Source organism: Lelliottia sp. SL45 (assembly GCF_026672535.1).
Taxonomy (GTDB): Bacteria; Pseudomonadota; Gammaproteobacteria; order Enterobacterales; family Enterobacteriaceae; genus Enterobacter; species Enterobacter nimipressuralis.
This window is the reverse complement of record NZ_JAPPRH010000001.1, coordinates 411,665-428,649: the sequence shown is the minus strand read 5'-3', so window position 1 is coordinate 428,649 and position 16,985 is coordinate 411,665. Positions and strand designations below refer to the sequence as shown.

The window sequence follows — 16,985 nt, the reverse complement described above, 5'->3', positions numbered from 1 at the left end:
TTCGGGTTGTGAGGTTAAGCGACTAAGCGTACACGGTGGATGCCCTGGCAGTCAGAGGCGATGAAGGGCGTGCTAATCTGCGATAAGCGTCGGCGAGGTGATATGAACCTTTGACCCGGCGATACCCGAATGGGGAAACCCAGTGTGTTCCGACACACTATCATGTCATGAATACATAGTGGCATGAGGCGAACCGGGGGAACTGAAACATCTAAGTACCCCGAGGAAAAGAAATCAACCGAGATTCCCCCAGTAGCGGCGAGCGAACGGGGAGGAGCCCAGAGTCTGAATCGGCGCGTGTGTTAGTGGAAGCGTCTGGAAAGTCGCACGATACAGGGTGAAAGTCCCGTACACAAAAATGCACACGCTGTGAACTCGAAGAGTAGGGCGGGACACGTGGTATCCTGTCTGAATATGGGGGGACCATCCTCCAAGGCTAAATACTCCTGACTGACCGATAGTGAACCAGTACCGTGAGGGAAAGGCGAAAAGAACCCCGGCGAGGGGAGTGAAAAAGAACCTGAAACCGTGTACGTACAAGCAGTGGGAGCCTCTTTTATGGGGTGACTGCGTACCTTTTGTATAATGGGTCAGCGACTTATATTCTGTAGCAAGGTTAACCGTATAGGGGAGCCGAAGGGAAACCGAGTCTTAACTGGGCGTTAAGTTGCAGGGTATAGACCCGAAACCCGGTGATCTAGCCATGGGCAGGTTGAAGGTTGGGTAACACTAACTGGAGGACCGAACCGACTAATGTTGAAAAATTAGCGGATGACTTGTGGCTGGGGGTGAAAGGCCAATCAAACCGGGAGATAGCTGGTTCTCCCCGAAAGCTATTTAGGTAGCGCCTCGTGAACTCATCTTCGGGGGTAGAGCACTGTTTCGGCTAGGGGGCCATCCCGGCTTACCAACCCGATGCAAACTACGAATACCGAAGAATGTTATCACGGGAGACACACGGCGGGTGCTAACGTCCGTCGTGAAGAGGGAAACAACCCAGACCGCCAGCTAAGGTCCCAAAGTCATGGTTAAGTGGGAAACGATGTGGGAAGGCACAGACAGCCAGGATGTTGGCTTAGAAGCAGCCATCATTTAAAGAAAGCGTAATAGCTCACTGGTCGAGTCGGCCTGCGCGGAAGATGTAACGGGGCTAAACCATGCACCGAAGCTGCGGCAGCGACGCTTATGCGTTGTTGGGTAGGGGAGCGTTCTGTAAGCCGTTGAAGGTGTGCTGTGAGGCATGCTGGAGGTATCAGAAGTGCGAATGCTGACATAAGTAACGATAAAGCGGGTGAAAAGCCCGCTCGCCGGAAGACCAAGGGTTCCTGTCCAACGTTAATCGGGGCAGGGTGAGTCGACCCCTAAGGCGAGGCCGAAAGGCGTAGTCGATGGGAAACAGGTTAATATTCCTGTACTTGGTGTTACTGCGAAGGGGGGACGGAGAAGGCTATGTTAGCCGGGCGACGGTTGTCCCGGTTTAAGCATGTAGGCGGAGGTTCCAGGTAAATCCGGTACCTTTTTAACGCTGAGGTGTGATGACGAGGCACTACGGTGCTGAAGTAACAAATGCCCTGCTTCCAGGAAAAGCCTCTAAGCATCAGGTAACATCAAATCGTACCCCAAACCGACACAGGTGGTCAGGTAGAGAATACCAAGGCGCTTGAGAGAACTCGGGTGAAGGAACTAGGCAAAATGGTGCCGTAACTTCGGGAGAAGGCACGCTGGTGTGTAGGTGAAGTCCCTGCGGACGGAGCTGAAACCAGTCGAAGATACCAGCTGGCTGCAACTGTTTATTAAAAACACAGCACTGTGCAAACACGAAAGTGGACGTATACGGTGTGACGCCTGCCCGGTGCCGGAAGGTTAATTGATGGGGTTAGCGGCAACGCGAAGCTCTTGATCGAAGCCCCGGTAAACGGCGGCCGTAACTATAACGGTCCTAAGGTAGCGAAATTCCTTGTCGGGTAAGTTCCGACCTGCACGAATGGCGTAATGATGGCCAGGCTGTCTCCACCCGAGACTCAGTGAAATTGAACTCGCTGTGAAGATGCAGTGTACCCGCGGCAAGACGGAAAGACCCCGTGAACCTTTACTATAGCTTGACACTGAACACTGGTCCTTGATGTGTAGGATAGGTGGGAGGCTTTGAAGCGTGGACGCCAGTCTGCGTGGAGCCAACCTTGAAATACCACCCTTTAATGGCTGGTGTTCTAACGTAGACCCGTAATCCGGGTTGCGGACAGTGTCTGGTGGGTAGTTTGACTGGGGCGGTCTCCTCCTAAAGAGTAACGGAGGAGCACGAAGGTTAGCTAATCCTGGTCGGACATCAGGAGGTTAGTGCAATGGCATAAGCTAGCTTGACTGCGAGAGTGACGGCTCGAGCAGGTGCGAAAGCAGGTCATAGTGATCCGGTGGTTCTGAATGGAAGGGCCATCGCTCAACGGATAAAAGGTACTCCGGGGATAACAGGCTGATACCGCCCAAGAGTTCATATCGACGGCGGTGTTTGGCACCTCGATGTCGGCTCATCACATCCTGGGGCTGAAGTAGGTCCCAAGGGTACGGCTGTTCGCCGTTTAAAGTGGTACGCGAGCTGGGTTTAGAACGTCGTGAGACAGTTCGGTCCCTATCTGCCGTGGGCGCTGGAGAATTGAGGGGGGCTGCTCCTAGTACGAGAGGACCGGAGTGGACGCATCACTGGTGTTCGGGTTGTCATGCCAATGGCATTGCCCGGTAGCTAAATGCGGAAAAGATAAGTGCTGAAAGCATCTAAGCACGAAACTTGCCCCGAGATGAGTTCTCCCTGACCCTTTAAGGGTCCTGAAGGAACGTTGAAGACTACGACGTTGATAGGCTGGGTGTGTAAGTGCAGCGATGTATTGAGCTAACCAGTACTAATGAACCGTGAGGCTTAACCTTACAACGCCGAAGATGTTTTGGCGAAGCAGAGACAGTCGATTTTCAGCTGATACAGATTAATTGATGCGCAGAGATGCGTGTTGATACAGAATTTGCCTGGCGGCTTTAGCGCGGTGGTCCCACCTGATCCCATGCCGAACTCAGAAGTGAAACGCCGTAGCGCCGATGGTAGTGTGGGGTCTCCCCATGTGAGAGTAGGGAACTGCCAGGCATCAAACAAGTGAAAAGGCCATCCGCAAGGATGGCCTTTTTGCGTTTTTGTCGTACATCAGATCCCCTTTACTACGCGTCAAACTAATCACCCATCCCCCCACATATACGGTAAACTATCCCTGATTTTGCATCAGGATAGCATCTATGAACCACTCCCTTAAGCCCTGGAATACCTTTGGCATTCAACGTAATGCTAACAATATCGTGCGTGCAGAGAACGCTCAGCAACTGCTCGATGCGTGGAAAACCGCCACTGAAAATCACCAACCTGTCCTGATTCTTGGTGAGGGAAGTAACGTTCTCTTTCTTGATGATTTTACCGGTACGGTTATTGTTAACCGCATTTCAGGCATCGATGTCACCGAGACAGACGACAGCTGGCATTTGCACGTCGGGGCAGGTGAAAACTGGCACAATCTGGTGCAATTCACCCTGGAACACGGAATGGCTGGCCTGGAAAATCTGGCGCTTATTCCCGGCTGTGCAGGATCATCTCCCATTCAAAATATCGGTGCCTACGGCATCGAGTTAAAACACGTTTGTGAGTATGTCGATTGCATTGAGCTGGCGACGGGCAAAGCCATCCGGTTGACCGCTGAACAGTGCCGTTTTGGCTACCGCGACAGCATCTTCAAGCATGAGTATCAGGATCGTTATGTCATTGTTTCTGTAGGGCTACGCCTGGCAAAACAGTGGCAGCCAGTATTAACGTACGGTGATTTGACGCGCCTTGATCCGCGGACCGTAACGCCTCGCGAAGTGTTCGACGCCGTCTGCCACATGCGCATGACAAAACTGCCCGATCCAAAAGTGAATGGAAACGCCGGCAGCTTCTTCAAAAACCCGGTGATCAGCAGCGAAACAGCGCAAACGCTGCTCGCCCAATGGCCAAACGCGCCACATTATCCGCAGGCTGATGGCAGTGTAAAACTGGCTGCAGGCTGGCTTATCGATCAATGTCAGTTAAAAGGTGCGGTTGAAGGGGGGGCAGCGGTGCATCGCCAGCAAGCCCTGGTGTTAATCAATGAAAATAATGCGACCAGTGAAGATGTTGTGCGTCTGGCGCACCACGTTCGCCAGTGCGTAGGCGATAAATTCAACGTCTGGCTTGAGCCGGAAGTTCGTTTTATCGGTCGTACAGGTGAGGTGAACGCCGTGGAGACAATTGCGTGAAAGATAACACCGTACCCTTAACGCTGATTAGCATCCTGTCTGATGGGGAATTTCACTCTGGTGAACAGCTGGGTGAACATCTCGGGATGAGTCGTGCTGCCATTAACAAACATATTCAGACCCTTCGCGACTGGGGTGTGGACGTTTTCACTGTTCCGGGAAAAGGGTACAGCCTGCCCGAACCTATCCAGTTACTGGATGAATCAGTGATTTGCCGCCAGCTTGATCAGGGTAAAGTGACGGTCTTGCCGGTTATCGATTCCACCAATCAGTATCTGCTCGACCGTATCAGCACCCTCAACTCCGGTGACTGCTGCGTCGCGGAATACCAGCAAGCCGGTCGTGGTCGTCGTGGCCGCAAATGGTTCTCACCCTTTGGTGCCAACCTTTACCTGTCGATGTTCTGGCGCCTTGAGCAAGGCCCGGCGGCGGCAATTGGCTTAAGTCTGGTGATCGGCATTGTGATGGCCGAAGTGTTACATGACCTCGGCGCTGATAAAGTCCGTGTAAAATGGCCGAACGATCTCTATCTGAACGATCGTAAACTTGCAGGCATATTAGTGGAACTGACAGGCAAAACCGGCGATGCCGCGCAAATCGTTATCGGTGCAGGTCTCAATATGGTCATGCGACAAGTTCAGGCAGATATCGTTAACCAGGGCTGGATAACGCTGCAGGAAGCGGGCATCACGATGGACCGCAACACGCTCGCCGTTCGTCTGATTAAAGAGCTGCGTGAGGCGTTGACGCTCTTTGAGCAGGATGGGCTTGCACCTTTCCTCTCCCGCTGGGAGAAACTGGATAACTTTATTCATCGTCCGGTAAAACTGATCATTGGCGACAAAGAAATCTTCGGGATTTCACGCGGTATTAACGCCCAGGGCGCACTCATGCTGGAGCAGGATGGCATTCTGAAGCCGTGGGTGGGGGGGGAAATCTCCCTCAGAAGCGCGGAATAATCAAAGGGAGCCACTGGCTCCCTTTTTTAATCTCCATTTAACGCGCCCTACCTAAACGGGTAGGTTTCAAAGATCAGTAATGAGAAGAAGGGGTTACTGATTTTCTCAAAATAATAACGACATAAAAGTATTTCTAAATATTTCACAGAGTAACTTTTTATTAAAATGAGATTCATCCTGGTTGGTTTTTAATTCTTAGTATTTTCAAGTTAGCAATTTATCACGCTGCATTTATTGTTATTATCCCTCTTAAATCGCCACAGTTTTGGTTAGTTTAAACCAAAAACACTTCGATATTTTTATGTGTTAAAAACAGTTAGCATGTGTCGAGTCGATGTTTAAGCTTATGCCGTAAATAAGCAAATCGGTAATAAACCCATAATTTAAACATGCCAAAAATAAGCGTTCGGTTTAAACCGAAACGTGAATGTACGCCTGCGCCTGAATAAAACACGTCTGTTGATCGTGAATGGCCACTGAAGTCAAACGTGGTGTGTACATTATTTATTTGTAAATCATGAGTATAACTATGAATCATTATGATGATTTGCAGCGATTTAAGGATAAAACGCGCAATCAAGCGCTCGATTTCAAAGACTTTTCAGGACAAAACCAGGTGAGCGATCAAGGGAGTTGGGCCATTCTCAACCAGCTTCAGCCACAGGCTGAAAACGATACTTTCGCGCACGGGGGGCATGTTTCTCTAGCCGCGCCGCAGCCTGTCAGTGCAGAGACCTTCACCCAGGCTGAGGCAACGCCATTACCCGATGTTACTGCTGTCGATATCATTCCATCCAATGCCTCGTCGATTTTTCAGGGCGTTGCTGAGCAACTTGCTACTCAAGCAGAAAGCCTCCCGATGCCCACACCTGCGCCGGTTCGCGTCGCGACACCCGTCCATGCCCCGACAGAGGTGAATTTTTCACGTCTGTTTGCGCCTGCCGCAAGTGCGCCAAAACCCGCGGCTGAAAAGAATCAGCCACTCAATTCCCTGCTGGAAAGGATCGCCACATGCCGTTAGTTTGCGTTTGCTCGCCGAAGGGAGGCGTGGGGAAAACGACCATGACCGCAAACCTGGCTTATGCGCTGGCGCGCTCGGGCAGCAAAGTCTTAGCGCTGGATTTTGATGTGCAAAACGCGCTGCGTCTGCACTTCGGCGTGCCGCTTGCCGACAGCCGGGGTTACGTTGCCAAAGCCGCGGAATCCTCCGACTGGAGCCAGTTTGTCCTCACGGCGGGCGGAAACCTGTTCGTGCTGCCGTACGGCGATGCCAGCGAAGATCAGCGCATGGCGTTTGAAGAGCGACTTAAGAACGATGAGCACTTCCTCACGCGCGGACTGAGTACGCTGCTCAACTATCCGGGCCTGATTATTGTTGCTGACTTTCCTCCTGGCCCGTCACCGGCGCTAAAAGCGATGTCGCGCCTGGCCGATCTGCATCTGATCACGCTGCTGGCAGACACCGCTTCACTCTCACTGCTGCCGCAAATTGATAATCAGCGCCTGACGGGCGGGGTGCTCAACCACAAAGCCGGACACTATTTCGTCCTCAACCAAAGTGACAACCGCCGTCAGATCAGCCGCGATGTCACCACCTTTGTGGAGAATAAACTCGACGACAAGCTGCTGGGTGTGGTTCACCGCGATGAAAGCGTCGGAGAAGCCAACGCCTCTCAACAGTCCATATTCGACTTTAGCCCGGCGTCAGCCGCCGCCTTCGACATTGAGCTTATTGCCAAAAAAGTCGCAGGTATTCTTGGCGTAAAAGTGGGCGACGGCACTGTCCATACCCTTCCGCGTAAGTCAGGGTTTTAAATCCACCCAGGACGACCTATGAAAAAGTTTCTTTATATTTTGCTGACGTTGGCAATGCTTCCCGTCGCGCTGCTGATCGTCATCACGCCAATGGACAGCCAGAAACAATATATCTTTGGCTTTATTAGCATTGGCCTGCTGTTTTTAATGGGCTTCAGCAAAAGACGCAGTATTTCCGTGATTATGGTGGTGATGTCATTATTGATGTCGACCCGCTATATGTATTTCCGCCTGACGCAAACCCTGCATTTTAATTCTGAGATTGAGACCATTCTCGGGATGGGTCTTTTTCTGGCAGAGGTCTACGTCTGGGTCCTGCTCTTGCTGAATTATCTGCAAACCATCTGGCCGCTCAAGCGCGAGATCGTGCCGCTGCCGGATGACATGTCGCTCTGGCCGACGGTCGACGTCTACATCCCCACCTATAACGAATCGCTGGACGTGGTGCGCGATACGGTCCTTGCCGCGCAATGTATCGACTACCCGCGCGACAAAATGAAGATCTACCTGCTCGATGACGGCAAGCGTCGCGAGTTTGCCGTCTTTGCGGCAGATGTCGGCGTGGGATACATCACGCGCAATGACAATTCCCATGCGAAAGCGGGCAACCTCAACCACGCGATGAAACTCACCCAGGGCGAGCTGATCACCGTTTTTGACTGCGACCACGTCGCCACGCGCATTTTCCTGCAGGCCACCGTGGGCGGGTTCCTGAAAGATCCGAAGCTGGCGCTGGTGCAGACGCCGCACTACTTCTACTCACCCGATCCGTTCGAGCGTAACCTCTCCGTCGGGCGCAATATCCCGAACGAAGGGACGCTGTTCTACGGCCCGATTCAGCAGGGCAACGACAACTGGAACGCTACTTTCTTCTGCGGTTCGTGTGCCGTGATTCGTCGCAGCGCGCTGGAGGAGATCGGCGGCTTCGCGGTAGAAACGGTCACGGAAGATGCCCACACCGCGCTGAAAATGCAGCGTCTCGGCTGGAAATCCGCGTTTCTCGATATTCCACTGGCAGCAGGCCTGGCAACCGAACGTCTGGTGCTGCACGTCATTCAGCGTACGCGCTGGGCGCGCGGGATGACGCAGATTTTCCGTCTGGACAACCCGCTCTTTGGCCGCGGGCTGACCATCCAGCAGCGTCTGTGCTACCTCAGCGCCATGCTTTACTACCAGTTTGCCCTGCCGCGCATCGCCTTCCTGACCGCGCCGCTGGCCTATCTGCTGTTTAACCTCAACATCATCCACTCCTCGGCGGGGCTGGTCTTTGCCTACGCGCTGCCGCATCTGTTCCTGGCGATTTACCTGAACTCGCGCATGAACGGCCGCTATCGCTACAGCTTCTGGGGCGAAATCTATGACCTGGTGCTGGCGTTCCATCTGGTACTGCCCACCGTGGTCACCATGGTTTTCCCGAAGCGCGGCAAGTTCAACGTAACGGACAAAGGGGCGCTGCTTAACGTCGGTTATTTCGATTTCCGCGTCGTGCGCCCGCACCTGGTGATTGCGATCCTGCTGGGCATTGGCGTCATCGCCGGTATCGTCCGCGCCTGCGCTCACGACTACTACGGCGTTGATCCGAGCGTGATCGCCCTGAACGTCGGTTGGGGACTCTACAGCCTGATCTTCCTGCTGGCGGCGATTGCCGTCGCCCGGGAAACGCGCCAGACGCGCAAAACCATCCGCATCGAGGTCAAAATTCCGGTGCTGATCCACTATGCCAGCGGGATTTCCTCCCGTAGCCAGACCGCCGACCTGTCGATGGGCGGCTGTCGCGTAGAGCTGCCGGACGATCGCCATCTGACAGATGACATCGAAGAGGTCGAGCTGCTGCTGCAATCAGGCGCAATCAGCATTCCGGTCAACGTTGTCGCGACGGACGAACACTTTATCCGCCTGATGTTCGAAGATATTCCTCTGGCGCGCCGCCGTGAGCTGGTGCGCGTGGTGCTCGCGCGTGCAGATGCGTGGATCCAGCCACCGAAACCGCAGGACAACCCATTCCGTTCGCTGTTCACCATTGTGCGCTGCGTGTTTGATCTCTTCTGGCTGACGTGGAAAACGCGTCGGGAAAACCGACGTGCGCAAGCGCAGGTGCAGGAGGACGGCAACGCATGAAACAGCTGACAAAACTCACCTTGCTTGCGGCATCCCTGTTTGCGTTGCCGCTCCACAGTGAAGAGACCACCGTCGCCTCGCTGCTACCGGTCGAGATGCCTGCGCCAACGGCGGCTGCGCTGCCGACTTTTGTCCCTTCGACGGTGAACAGCATCACTGTGGCGCAGATGGGCCAGCCGCAGGGGCTGGTCTTGAGCGGCGGCCAGCTTCAGGGGGGAATGAACTTCACCCTGCCGGTCGATCAGGTGATCACCAACGCCCAGCTCTCACTGAACCTGAAAGTCTCGCCAGCGATGGCGACACGTAACGCCACCCTGCAGCTGATGCTCAACGGACAGCCGCTGGGTACCGTACCTCTGGGCGCGGCGGACAGTGATATCTCACGCTTCCAGCTGGATATTCCGGCGGCGCTGCTGGTCTCCAGCAATAACCTGAGCCTGCAGATCAATGACGGCGACGCGATGCAGTGCCAGCGCGATCTGTCGGATAAATATCGCGTCACCATCCTGCCGGATTCCCGCTTCGAGCTGGAAGGGCAGCAGCTGGATATCGGTTCGGACCTGAGCCATTTCCCGCGCCCGTTCTTCGACAGTATGCAGATGACGCCTGCGGCCATCGCTTTTGCCTTCGCTCCCACGCTCAGCAGCGACGCACTCAGCGCAGCGGCGCTTATCTCCTCCTGGCTGGGGATTCAGGCTGATTATCGCGGCGTCTCTTTCGCGGCGTTGCACGACACCCTGCCGGAGAAAAACGGCATTCTGATTGGCCATCCGGGTGACAAAATCGGCGGCCTGACGCTGCCGCAATCCACCGAGCCGATGCTGCAGGTGATCGATAACCCGGCGAACCCGGTGTACAAACTGCTGCTGGTCGTCGGGAACGACGACGCGGCGCTGCGCACGGCGGCATGGCGACTGACGCGCGGCAACTTTGCCCTGCAAACCGCCAGCATTTCGATCCCCGCGCAGACGATCCCGACGAGCAAGCCTTACGATGCGCCGCGCTGGATCCCAACGGATCGTCCGGTGAAGCTCTCGGAGCTGATCCGCAAGGATCAAAGCCTGACCGTCACCGGGATCTGGCATGCGCCGCTGCGGGTGGCCTTCCGCGCCGCGCCGGACCTGTTCCTCTGGGACGGGGAAACCATTCCGCTGCACATCGGCTACCGTTTCCCGACGGAGAGCTGGATTGACGAAAACCGGTCCTGGCTCAGCATGACTCTTAACGACACCTTCCTGCACAATCTGCCGGTGAACAAACAGGGCGCGCTGGAAACCTTATGGCACAAAGTGGGCGGCGACGCGCGGCAGGAGAAGTTTGATATGCCGCTTGAGCCGTACATGATTTACGGCGACAACCAGCTCTCGCTCTATTTCAACATCACGGCGAAAGAGAACGCGCCGTGCAGCGTGCTGCTGAACAACAACATCAAGAGTCGCATCGATGAAGACTCGTGGATCGATCTCAGCCACACGCGTCACTTCTCGCTCCTGCCGAATCTCTCTTACTTTGTCGGCGCGTCGTTCCCCTTCACGCGTCTGGCGGACTACTCCCAGACGGTGCTGCTGCTGCCTGAACAGCCAACGGAGACGCAAATCGCCACGCTGCTGGATATGGCGGCGCGTTCCGGTAACGCCACCGGCACCGCGCTGTACAACAACCGCGTGGTGCTCGGCGTGCCCACGGCAGGCGGCAATCTTGAGCTTCTGCGCACGCGGGATGTGCTGGCGGTCAGCGGTATGGCGCAGCACGACTTTAACCAGGCCCTGCTGAACGCATCGCCGTTTACCTCTCACGACAACACGCTGGGCGTGCGTACGCCGTCGACCTGGCAAAAACTGCAGCGCTGGCTGGCGGGCGACTGGACCTCCGACGGCGTCGAAGCAGACCGCTATTTCTCCTCCAACGAAGCGTGGCGCGGGTTTGTCAGCTTCCGCTCGCCGTGGAGCAGCGACCGCCTGGTGGTGATGGCGCTGGGCAGCACCGACGACCAGCTCTCGCGCCTGCATGACGACTTAACCTCCGCGCGCATTAACGCCGGAATTCGTGGCGACGCGGCAATCATTACCAACGAAAACGGTGTGCGCAGTTTCCGCGTCGGCTCGCAGTTCCCGAGCGGTGAAATGCCTGCCCACATGATGATTGTCTGGTATGCCAACCAGCACTCGGCGCTGCTGGCGATCCTGGGTCTGATCATGAGTTCGCTGACCGGTCTGGGCTTGTACGCCTGGCTGAAAAAGCGTGCGCGTAAGCGCCTGAATCCGGAGAGCGGAAAGTGAAAAAAAACAGCTTACAATCGGTCCTCTGTCTTTCCGGTGTGCTGGCCTTTGGCGGCACCGCGCAGGCGGCGCAAAACGAGGCGGCGCTGAAGGCGCTGTTTGACCAGGCCAACTACTGGCACGAAAAATCCCACGACGATCTGGCGAGCGAGTCGCTGAAAAAGGTGTTGATGGTCGATGCCAATAACACCCAGGCGCTCTACCTGATGGCCCTGTGGGCGCAGCAAAACGGCGATTTGCAGGCGGCGGCGCAGTGGCGCGCGCGGCTGGCAAACGTCTCGCCAAATGATGGCGGCCTGCAGGCGCTGGATAATGCCAAACAGATGACCCAGGTTCCGCAGGGCACGCTGACGCTGGCTCGCCAGCAGGCGCGCAGCGGAAACATTCCGGCGGCGCTGGCGACCTGGAAAACGCTGTTCAACGGCGACACACCGCCCGCGAGCCTCGCGCCAGAGTATTACCAGACGATGGGCAGCGACAAAACCCTCTATCCAGAGGCGCTGGCCGAGCTGCAGCGTTTTGCGGCACAAAATCCGCAGGACAACGCCGCACGCGTGGCGCTGGGCAAAATGCTCACCTGGCAGGAGAGCACGCGCCGCGACGGGATCATTCAACTGCAGCAGATGGCGAGCGGCAGCAAAGACGCGGATGCAGGCCTGCGCCAGGCCCTGCTGTGGTTAGGGCCAAAAGCAGGTGACGAGCAGTTCTACGACACCTGGCTGCAACGCCATCCGCAGGACAGCGAAGTGCAGGCGTACTACCGCAAAAACGTGGGCGGCGCGGCGAAAGGCGAAGGCTTCACCGCGCTCAACAGCGGCAACACCGATGCCGCCAGACGTCAGTTTGAGCAGGTGCTGCAAACCAACCCGCAGGACGCCGACGCGCTCGCCGGGATGGGCTACATCGCGCAGCGCAGCGGCGACTATCAGGCTGCCGCACAGTATCTCGGACGCGCAGCCAGCCAGGGCGGCGACGCCTCCACTGAACGCCAGCAGCAGGCCGACGACGCCGCCTTTTACGGTCAGCTCGCTCAGGCGCAGCAGGCGCTAAAAGAGGGCAATGTCAGCCAGGCGCTGGCGCTTTCGGCTCCGCTGGTACAGCAGAGCGGTGAGCGCGGCACGGCGGCTCGCCTGTTCCGCGCCGATGTGTTGCGTCACAACAAAGATTATCCGCAGGCCGAACAGACCCTGCGCGAGCTGTTGAACCAGCAGCCAAACAACGGCGCCGCGCGGGAAAATCTCTATTACGTCCTGAAAGAGCAGAACAAAACCGCAGAAGCCCAGGCGATGCTGCGCACGCTGCCCGCCAGTTTGCAGGCGAAACTTCAGCCGCGCGTGGTAACCGGTTTACCGGGCGATCCGATTCGTCGTCAGGCGCAGCAGGCGGCGGCAAGCGGGAACACTCAGCAGGCGATCGCGGTTCTGCGCGAGGGGATTGCCCGTCTGCCGGACGATCCGTGGCTCCGCCTCGATCTGGCACGTTTGCTGCAAAAATCCGGTGCCGACGGCGAAGCCGCTTCGGTGATGCAGCCCGCATTTCGTCAGGGAGCGGGGGCCAGTTCGCTGTATGCGGCGGCGCTGTTCGCCAGCGAAAACGGAGCGTGGCAGCAGTCGCAAACCATTCTGTCGCGCATCTCACCTGCCAGCCAGACGCCGCAAATGCGCGAGCTGGCTCAGCGCGTGAACTACAACCTGCAAATGGCGACGGCAGAGCGTTACCTGGCGCAGGGCAATTCCGTTGCGGCGGCCAATACCCTGAAAACCCTCTCAACGCGCCCACCGGAAAACCCGGCCGATGCGGGGAAACTGGCGCGAATGCTGGCGCAAAGTGGCGATCTGACGGGCGCGGTGGCGGTGGTGCGCAGCAATATGCGTGAGGGTGTGCAGGGTAACGCGGGCGATTACGCCGATCAGGTGTCAGTGCTGAATCAGGCCGGGCTGAGCGGCGAAGCCCAGAGCTTCCTCGCGAATCCTGAACTGCTGGCGCGCAGCACGCCGACTCAGCTGGCGGGCGTGCGAAACGGGTATGTGATCAACGAAGCCGACCAGCTGCGCGAGCAGGGCAACTATGCGGCAGCGTATGACAAACTGATCCGCGCCCTGCAAAGCGATCCGCAAAATACCGACCTGATGTTTGCGATGGCGCGTCTGTATCAGACCGGCAAAATGAACAAAGAGGCGGGTGTGGTCTACGACTACCTGATGACGCGGGATACGCCGGATCAGGATGCCCGCGCGGGCGCCATCGACGTGGCGCTGGCTGAAGACAACGTGGTGAAAGCGAAGCAACTTGCCAACGGGCTGCAAAATAACAGCTCGCCGGAGCGCCTGGTGTTACTGGCGCGTCTGGAAGAAGCTCAGGGCAACCATCAGCAGGCGATGACTTATCTGCGCAGCGCGCGCGGCAAACTGCTGGGTCTGCAATCCACCAACAGCGCGGCGACGCCGACGATGGGCGGTTTGCTGCTGGCGGATAACCCGTTCGTAAGTACCAGCCGCACTGCTCAGGCGGTCGGCGCCACGGCCTCCAGTGATAACGGGCTGCCGTGGCAACTGGCGCAAACGGCACGCGAGCCAGGCTCGACGCTGCCGGGCACCACGCGTCCCGATCTGCCGCAGGAGACGGCCCAGAGCCGCACCTTGCGTCAGGTCGATGAGATGATGCAGCAGATGAACGAGCAGACCGGTATGTGGCTGCAGGGCGGGGTGGACGTACGCGGGCGCGATGGCGAATCAGGCACCAGCAAGCTGACGGAAGCCAAAGCACCGCTCACCTGGTCCAGCTCGCCGTTTGGTGAGTCTCGCTTCGAATTCACCGCGACGCCCATTACGCTCAGCGCGGGCAGTGCCAGCGGTGACGCGTGGCGCCGCTTAGGCTCTAATCCGCTGGCCAACGCCGCGTCGAACATGGTGGCAACGGCGACCAACGAGCAGAAAGCCATTGCAGCGATGAACGCCACGGAGCGCGCAACCTATCTTGCCGCGCACCCGGGTGCTGCATCGCTGGTGGGCTTAGGCGATCTGGACAGCAACGACTTTAACCTGACGAGTTCCGAGGGCCAGCTGAATCTGGCGAAACTTGGAGCCTACGACGGCGGTAAAGTCGGGGAATACCTTGAAGCCTCGAACCTGAAGGCCAACGTCAATCAGCCAGGGGATGTCTCTACGGATGCGCAAAAAGCGAATGGCGTGGAGCTGAACATGGCGCTGAGCGGGAAGGATTATCGTCTTGATGTCGGCAGCACGCCGCTGGGACAGGATCTGAGCACGCTGGTGGGCGGCGTGAAATGGTCGCCAAAACTGACCAATTACCTGTCGCTGATCATGACCGGAGAGCGCCGCGCGGTAACAGACAGCCTGTTATCTTACGTGGGGCTGGAAGACAAATATTCCGGCAAACGCTGGGGGCGCGTCACTAAAAACGGCGGCAGCCTGCAGCTGAGTTATGACGACGGCGATGCCGGTTTCTACGCGGGCGGCGGTGGTTACAGCTATCTCGGTGAAAACGTGGCGAGCAACACCAGCATCAATGCGAACGCCGGGGTCTATCTGCGTCCTTACCACGACGACTTCCGCGAAGTGAAAACCGGGCTAAGCATGAGCTGGATGGATTTCTCAAAAAATCTCAGCCAGTTTACCTTCGGCCAGGGCGGATACTTCAGCCCACAGAACTATGTCAGCGTCTCGCTGCCGATCGACTACGCGCAAAAAATCGATAACTGGAAGCTGAAACTGGGCGGCTCGGTGGGCTACCAGTCTTACAGCCAGGACAGCAGCGACTACTTCCCGACTAACGACAGCTGGCAGCAACTGCTGGAAGGGGCCGTCGAGAGCGGCTTTGCGAAAGAAGCGACCTACAAAGGCACCTCTGAAAACGGCATTGGCTACACCGTCCGCGCCGGGGTCGATTACAACGTCAACAAAGACATGACCATCGGCGGCAAGGTCGGGTATGACACCTTTGGCAGCTATAACGAAAGTACGGCGGGACTCTATTTCCGCTACATGCTGGGAGATAAATAATGACAACGACGCTGGAAAACCCTGCGATCCTGAGCTGGTTTCGCGCGCAGCAAACGCCGGAAGGCTGGTTTGACCTACTGGCTCTGATCGTTGACGGCATGGTGCGTAACGTCGGTGAGCTGGAGAGCCAGCCGTTCCTGCATCAGATGGGCGTGGCGCTGGCCGAACAGTTTCCGTTGCCGCCGTCAGAAACGGTGGGCGAACTGGAAGCCAACATCAACGCCCAACTGGCGCGTTTTGGCTGGGGCTGCGTGGAGATCAACACCACCGACATCGACCTCACCCTGCGCCATCTGGCGCTGCCCGTAAGCCGTCGTGAGGACCAGCAAAGCCGCTGGTGTCACGCCTTCTGTGCAATACTGGAAGGGCTGTATGTCCGCTGGATGCAGGACCAGGGCGGGAAAGCGCATGTGACGGTGAGTCGCGAGCGTCTTAATTCCCTTTCGGACGTGCAGTTCCGTTATCACAACCCACAGTGAGTAAATGATGAGAAAGCCTGCATGCGCCGCACTGGCGACCATGATGAGTCTCTGTTTTTCGCCGTTTTCTCAGGCCGGTCAGGCCTGGGAGAGCTATAAGGCGCGCTTTTTAATGCCGGATGGTCGCATTGTCGATACCGGAAACGGCAACGTTTCCCATACGGAAGGGCAAGGTTTCGCCATGCTGATGGCGGTGGCGAGCGACGACAAAGCGGCGTTTGATAAGCTTTGGCAGTGGACCGACAGGACTCTAAAAAATAAAGAGAACGGCCTGTTTTACTGGCGCTACAACCCCGTCGAGCCGGACCCGATCACCGACAAAAACGACGCCACCGATGGCGATACGATGATCGCCTGGGCGTTGTTAAAAGCCGACGCCCGCTGGCATGACAAAGGCTACAGCACCGCCTCGGATGCCATTACCAAAGCGCTGGTGGCCCACACGGTGATTCGCTACGCGGGCCAGCGCGTGATGTTGCCGGGCGCGCAGGGGTTTAACCTCAACAGCGAAGTGGTCCTCAATCCGTCGTATTTTATCTTCCCCGCCTGGCAGGCGTTCGCTGACCGCAGCCATTTGCAGGTGTGGCGCGAGCTGATCAAAGACGGGCAAACGCTGCTCGGAAAAATGGGAAGCGGTAAGGCCAATCTGCCGACCGACTGGGTTTCTCTGGCCGCAGACGGCACGCTGACGCCCGCGAAAGCGTGGCCACCGCGCATGAGCTACGATGCGATCCGTATTCCGCTGTATGTGCACTGGTTTAATCCACAAAGCCCGCAGCTCACGCCGTGGCGCAGCTGGTTCGGTCAGTTCAGTCGGGAGCAAACCCCGGCCTGGGTCAATGTCACGACCAACGACTATGCGCCGTACATGATGGAAGGTGGCCTGCTGGCGGTAAGGGATTTAACGATGGGGCAGGCGATGAGTGAGCCGGAGATTACGGCGAAGGATGACTATTATTCGGCGAGCCTCAAGATGCTGGTGTGGGTGGCGGGACAGTAGAACGGATC

General features: G+C 57.0%; 9 protein-coding genes and 2 rRNA genes. All 11 read left to right on the top strand.

The window, feature by feature from the left end:
* Nucleotides 1-12: 12 nt before the first annotated feature.
* The 11 genes from OVA10_RS02115 (at nt 13) to OVA10_RS02065 (ending at nt 16,977) form a co-directional block, all read left to right on the top strand.
* Nucleotides 13-2,919, top strand: a 23S ribosomal RNA gene (locus OVA10_RS02115).
* A 95-nt stretch (nt 2,920-3,014) separates the two neighbouring features.
* Nucleotides 3,015-3,130: ribosomal RNA gene (gene rrf, locus OVA10_RS02110) — 5S ribosomal RNA — on the top strand.
* A gap of 146 nt (nt 3,131-3,276) precedes the next feature.
* Complete coding sequence (murB, locus tag OVA10_RS02105) at nt 3,277-4,305, top strand: UDP-N-acetylmuramate dehydrogenase (RefSeq protein WP_268195096.1); 1,029 nt, start codon at nt 3,277-3,279, stop codon at nt 4,303-4,305.
* Nucleotides 4,302-5,264 carry a bifunctional biotin--[acetyl-CoA-carboxylase] ligase/biotin operon repressor BirA gene (birA, locus tag OVA10_RS02100; protein WP_100778477.1) on the top strand — a complete coding sequence of 321 codons (963 nt, stop codon included), beginning with the start codon at nt 4,302-4,304 and terminating at the stop codon, nt 5,262-5,264. Before murB ends, birA begins: the two co-directional genes overlap by 4 nt.
* A gap of 529 nt (nt 5,265-5,793) precedes the next feature.
* Nucleotides 5,794-6,285, top strand: coding sequence for a cellulose biosynthesis protein BcsO (gene bcsO / locus OVA10_RS02095; RefSeq protein ID WP_268195094.1), 492 nt, complete (start codon nt 5,794-5,796; stop codon nt 6,283-6,285).
* Entirely contained in the window at nt 6,276-7,079 is an 804-nt protein-coding gene (bcsQ, locus tag OVA10_RS02090; RefSeq protein ID WP_268195092.1) for a cellulose biosynthesis protein BcsQ, read from the top strand. Before bcsO ends, bcsQ begins: the two co-directional genes overlap by 10 nt.
* An 18-nt stretch (nt 7,080-7,097) precedes the next feature.
* Nucleotides 7,098-9,197 (top strand): UDP-forming cellulose synthase catalytic subunit, encoded by a 2,100-nt coding sequence (gene bcsA, locus OVA10_RS02085; protein ID WP_107702658.1) that lies wholly within the window; start codon nt 7,098-7,100, stop codon nt 9,195-9,197.
* A complete protein-coding gene (gene bcsB, locus OVA10_RS02080; protein WP_268195090.1) occupies nt 9,194-11,476 on the top strand; it encodes a cellulose biosynthesis cyclic di-GMP-binding regulatory protein BcsB in 2,283 nt (760 codons plus the stop codon). The genes bcsA and bcsB overlap by 4 nt, the downstream gene beginning before the upstream one ends.
* Complete coding sequence (locus tag OVA10_RS02075; protein WP_268195088.1) at nt 11,473-15,498, top strand: cellulose biosynthesis protein BcsC; 4,026 nt, start codon at nt 11,473-11,475, stop codon at nt 15,496-15,498. The genes bcsB and OVA10_RS02075 overlap by 4 nt, the downstream gene beginning before the upstream one ends.
* Complete coding sequence (bcsD, locus tag OVA10_RS02070; RefSeq protein WP_123429838.1) at nt 15,498-15,977, top strand: cellulose biosynthesis protein BcsD; 480 nt, start codon at nt 15,498-15,500, stop codon at nt 15,975-15,977. The genes OVA10_RS02075 and bcsD overlap by 1 nt, the downstream gene beginning before the upstream one ends.
* 7 nt (nt 15,978-15,984) lie before the next feature.
* Complete coding sequence (locus OVA10_RS02065; protein WP_268195364.1) at nt 15,985-16,977, top strand: glycosyl hydrolase family 8; 993 nt, start codon at nt 15,985-15,987, stop codon at nt 16,975-16,977.
* Nucleotides 16,978-16,985 lie beyond the last annotated feature (8 nt).

Bases quoted from the DNA above. Each gene is read 5' to 3' on its own strand.
- murB (WP_268195096.1), top strand. From the start codon at position 3,277: ATGAACCACTCCCTTAAGCCCTGGAATACCTTTGGCATTCAACGTAAT.
- bcsO (WP_268195094.1), top strand. From the start codon at position 5,794: ATGAATCATTATGATGATTTGCAGCGATTTAAGGATAAAACGCGCAAT.
- bcsQ (WP_268195092.1), top strand. From the start codon at position 6,276: ATGCCGTTAGTTTGCGTTTGCTCGCCGAAGGGAGGCGTGGGGAAAACG.
- bcsA (WP_107702658.1), top strand. From the start codon at position 7,098: ATGAAAAAGTTTCTTTATATTTTGCTGACGTTGGCAATGCTTCCCGTC.
- bcsB (WP_268195090.1), top strand. From the start codon at position 9,194: ATGAAACAGCTGACAAAACTCACCTTGCTTGCGGCATCCCTGTTTGCG.
- bcsD (WP_123429838.1), top strand. From the start codon at position 15,498: ATGACAACGACGCTGGAAAACCCTGCGATCCTGAGCTGGTTTCGCGCG.
- OVA10_RS02065 (WP_268195364.1), top strand. From the start codon at position 15,985: ATGAGAAAGCCTGCATGCGCCGCACTGGCGACCATGATGAGTCTCTGT.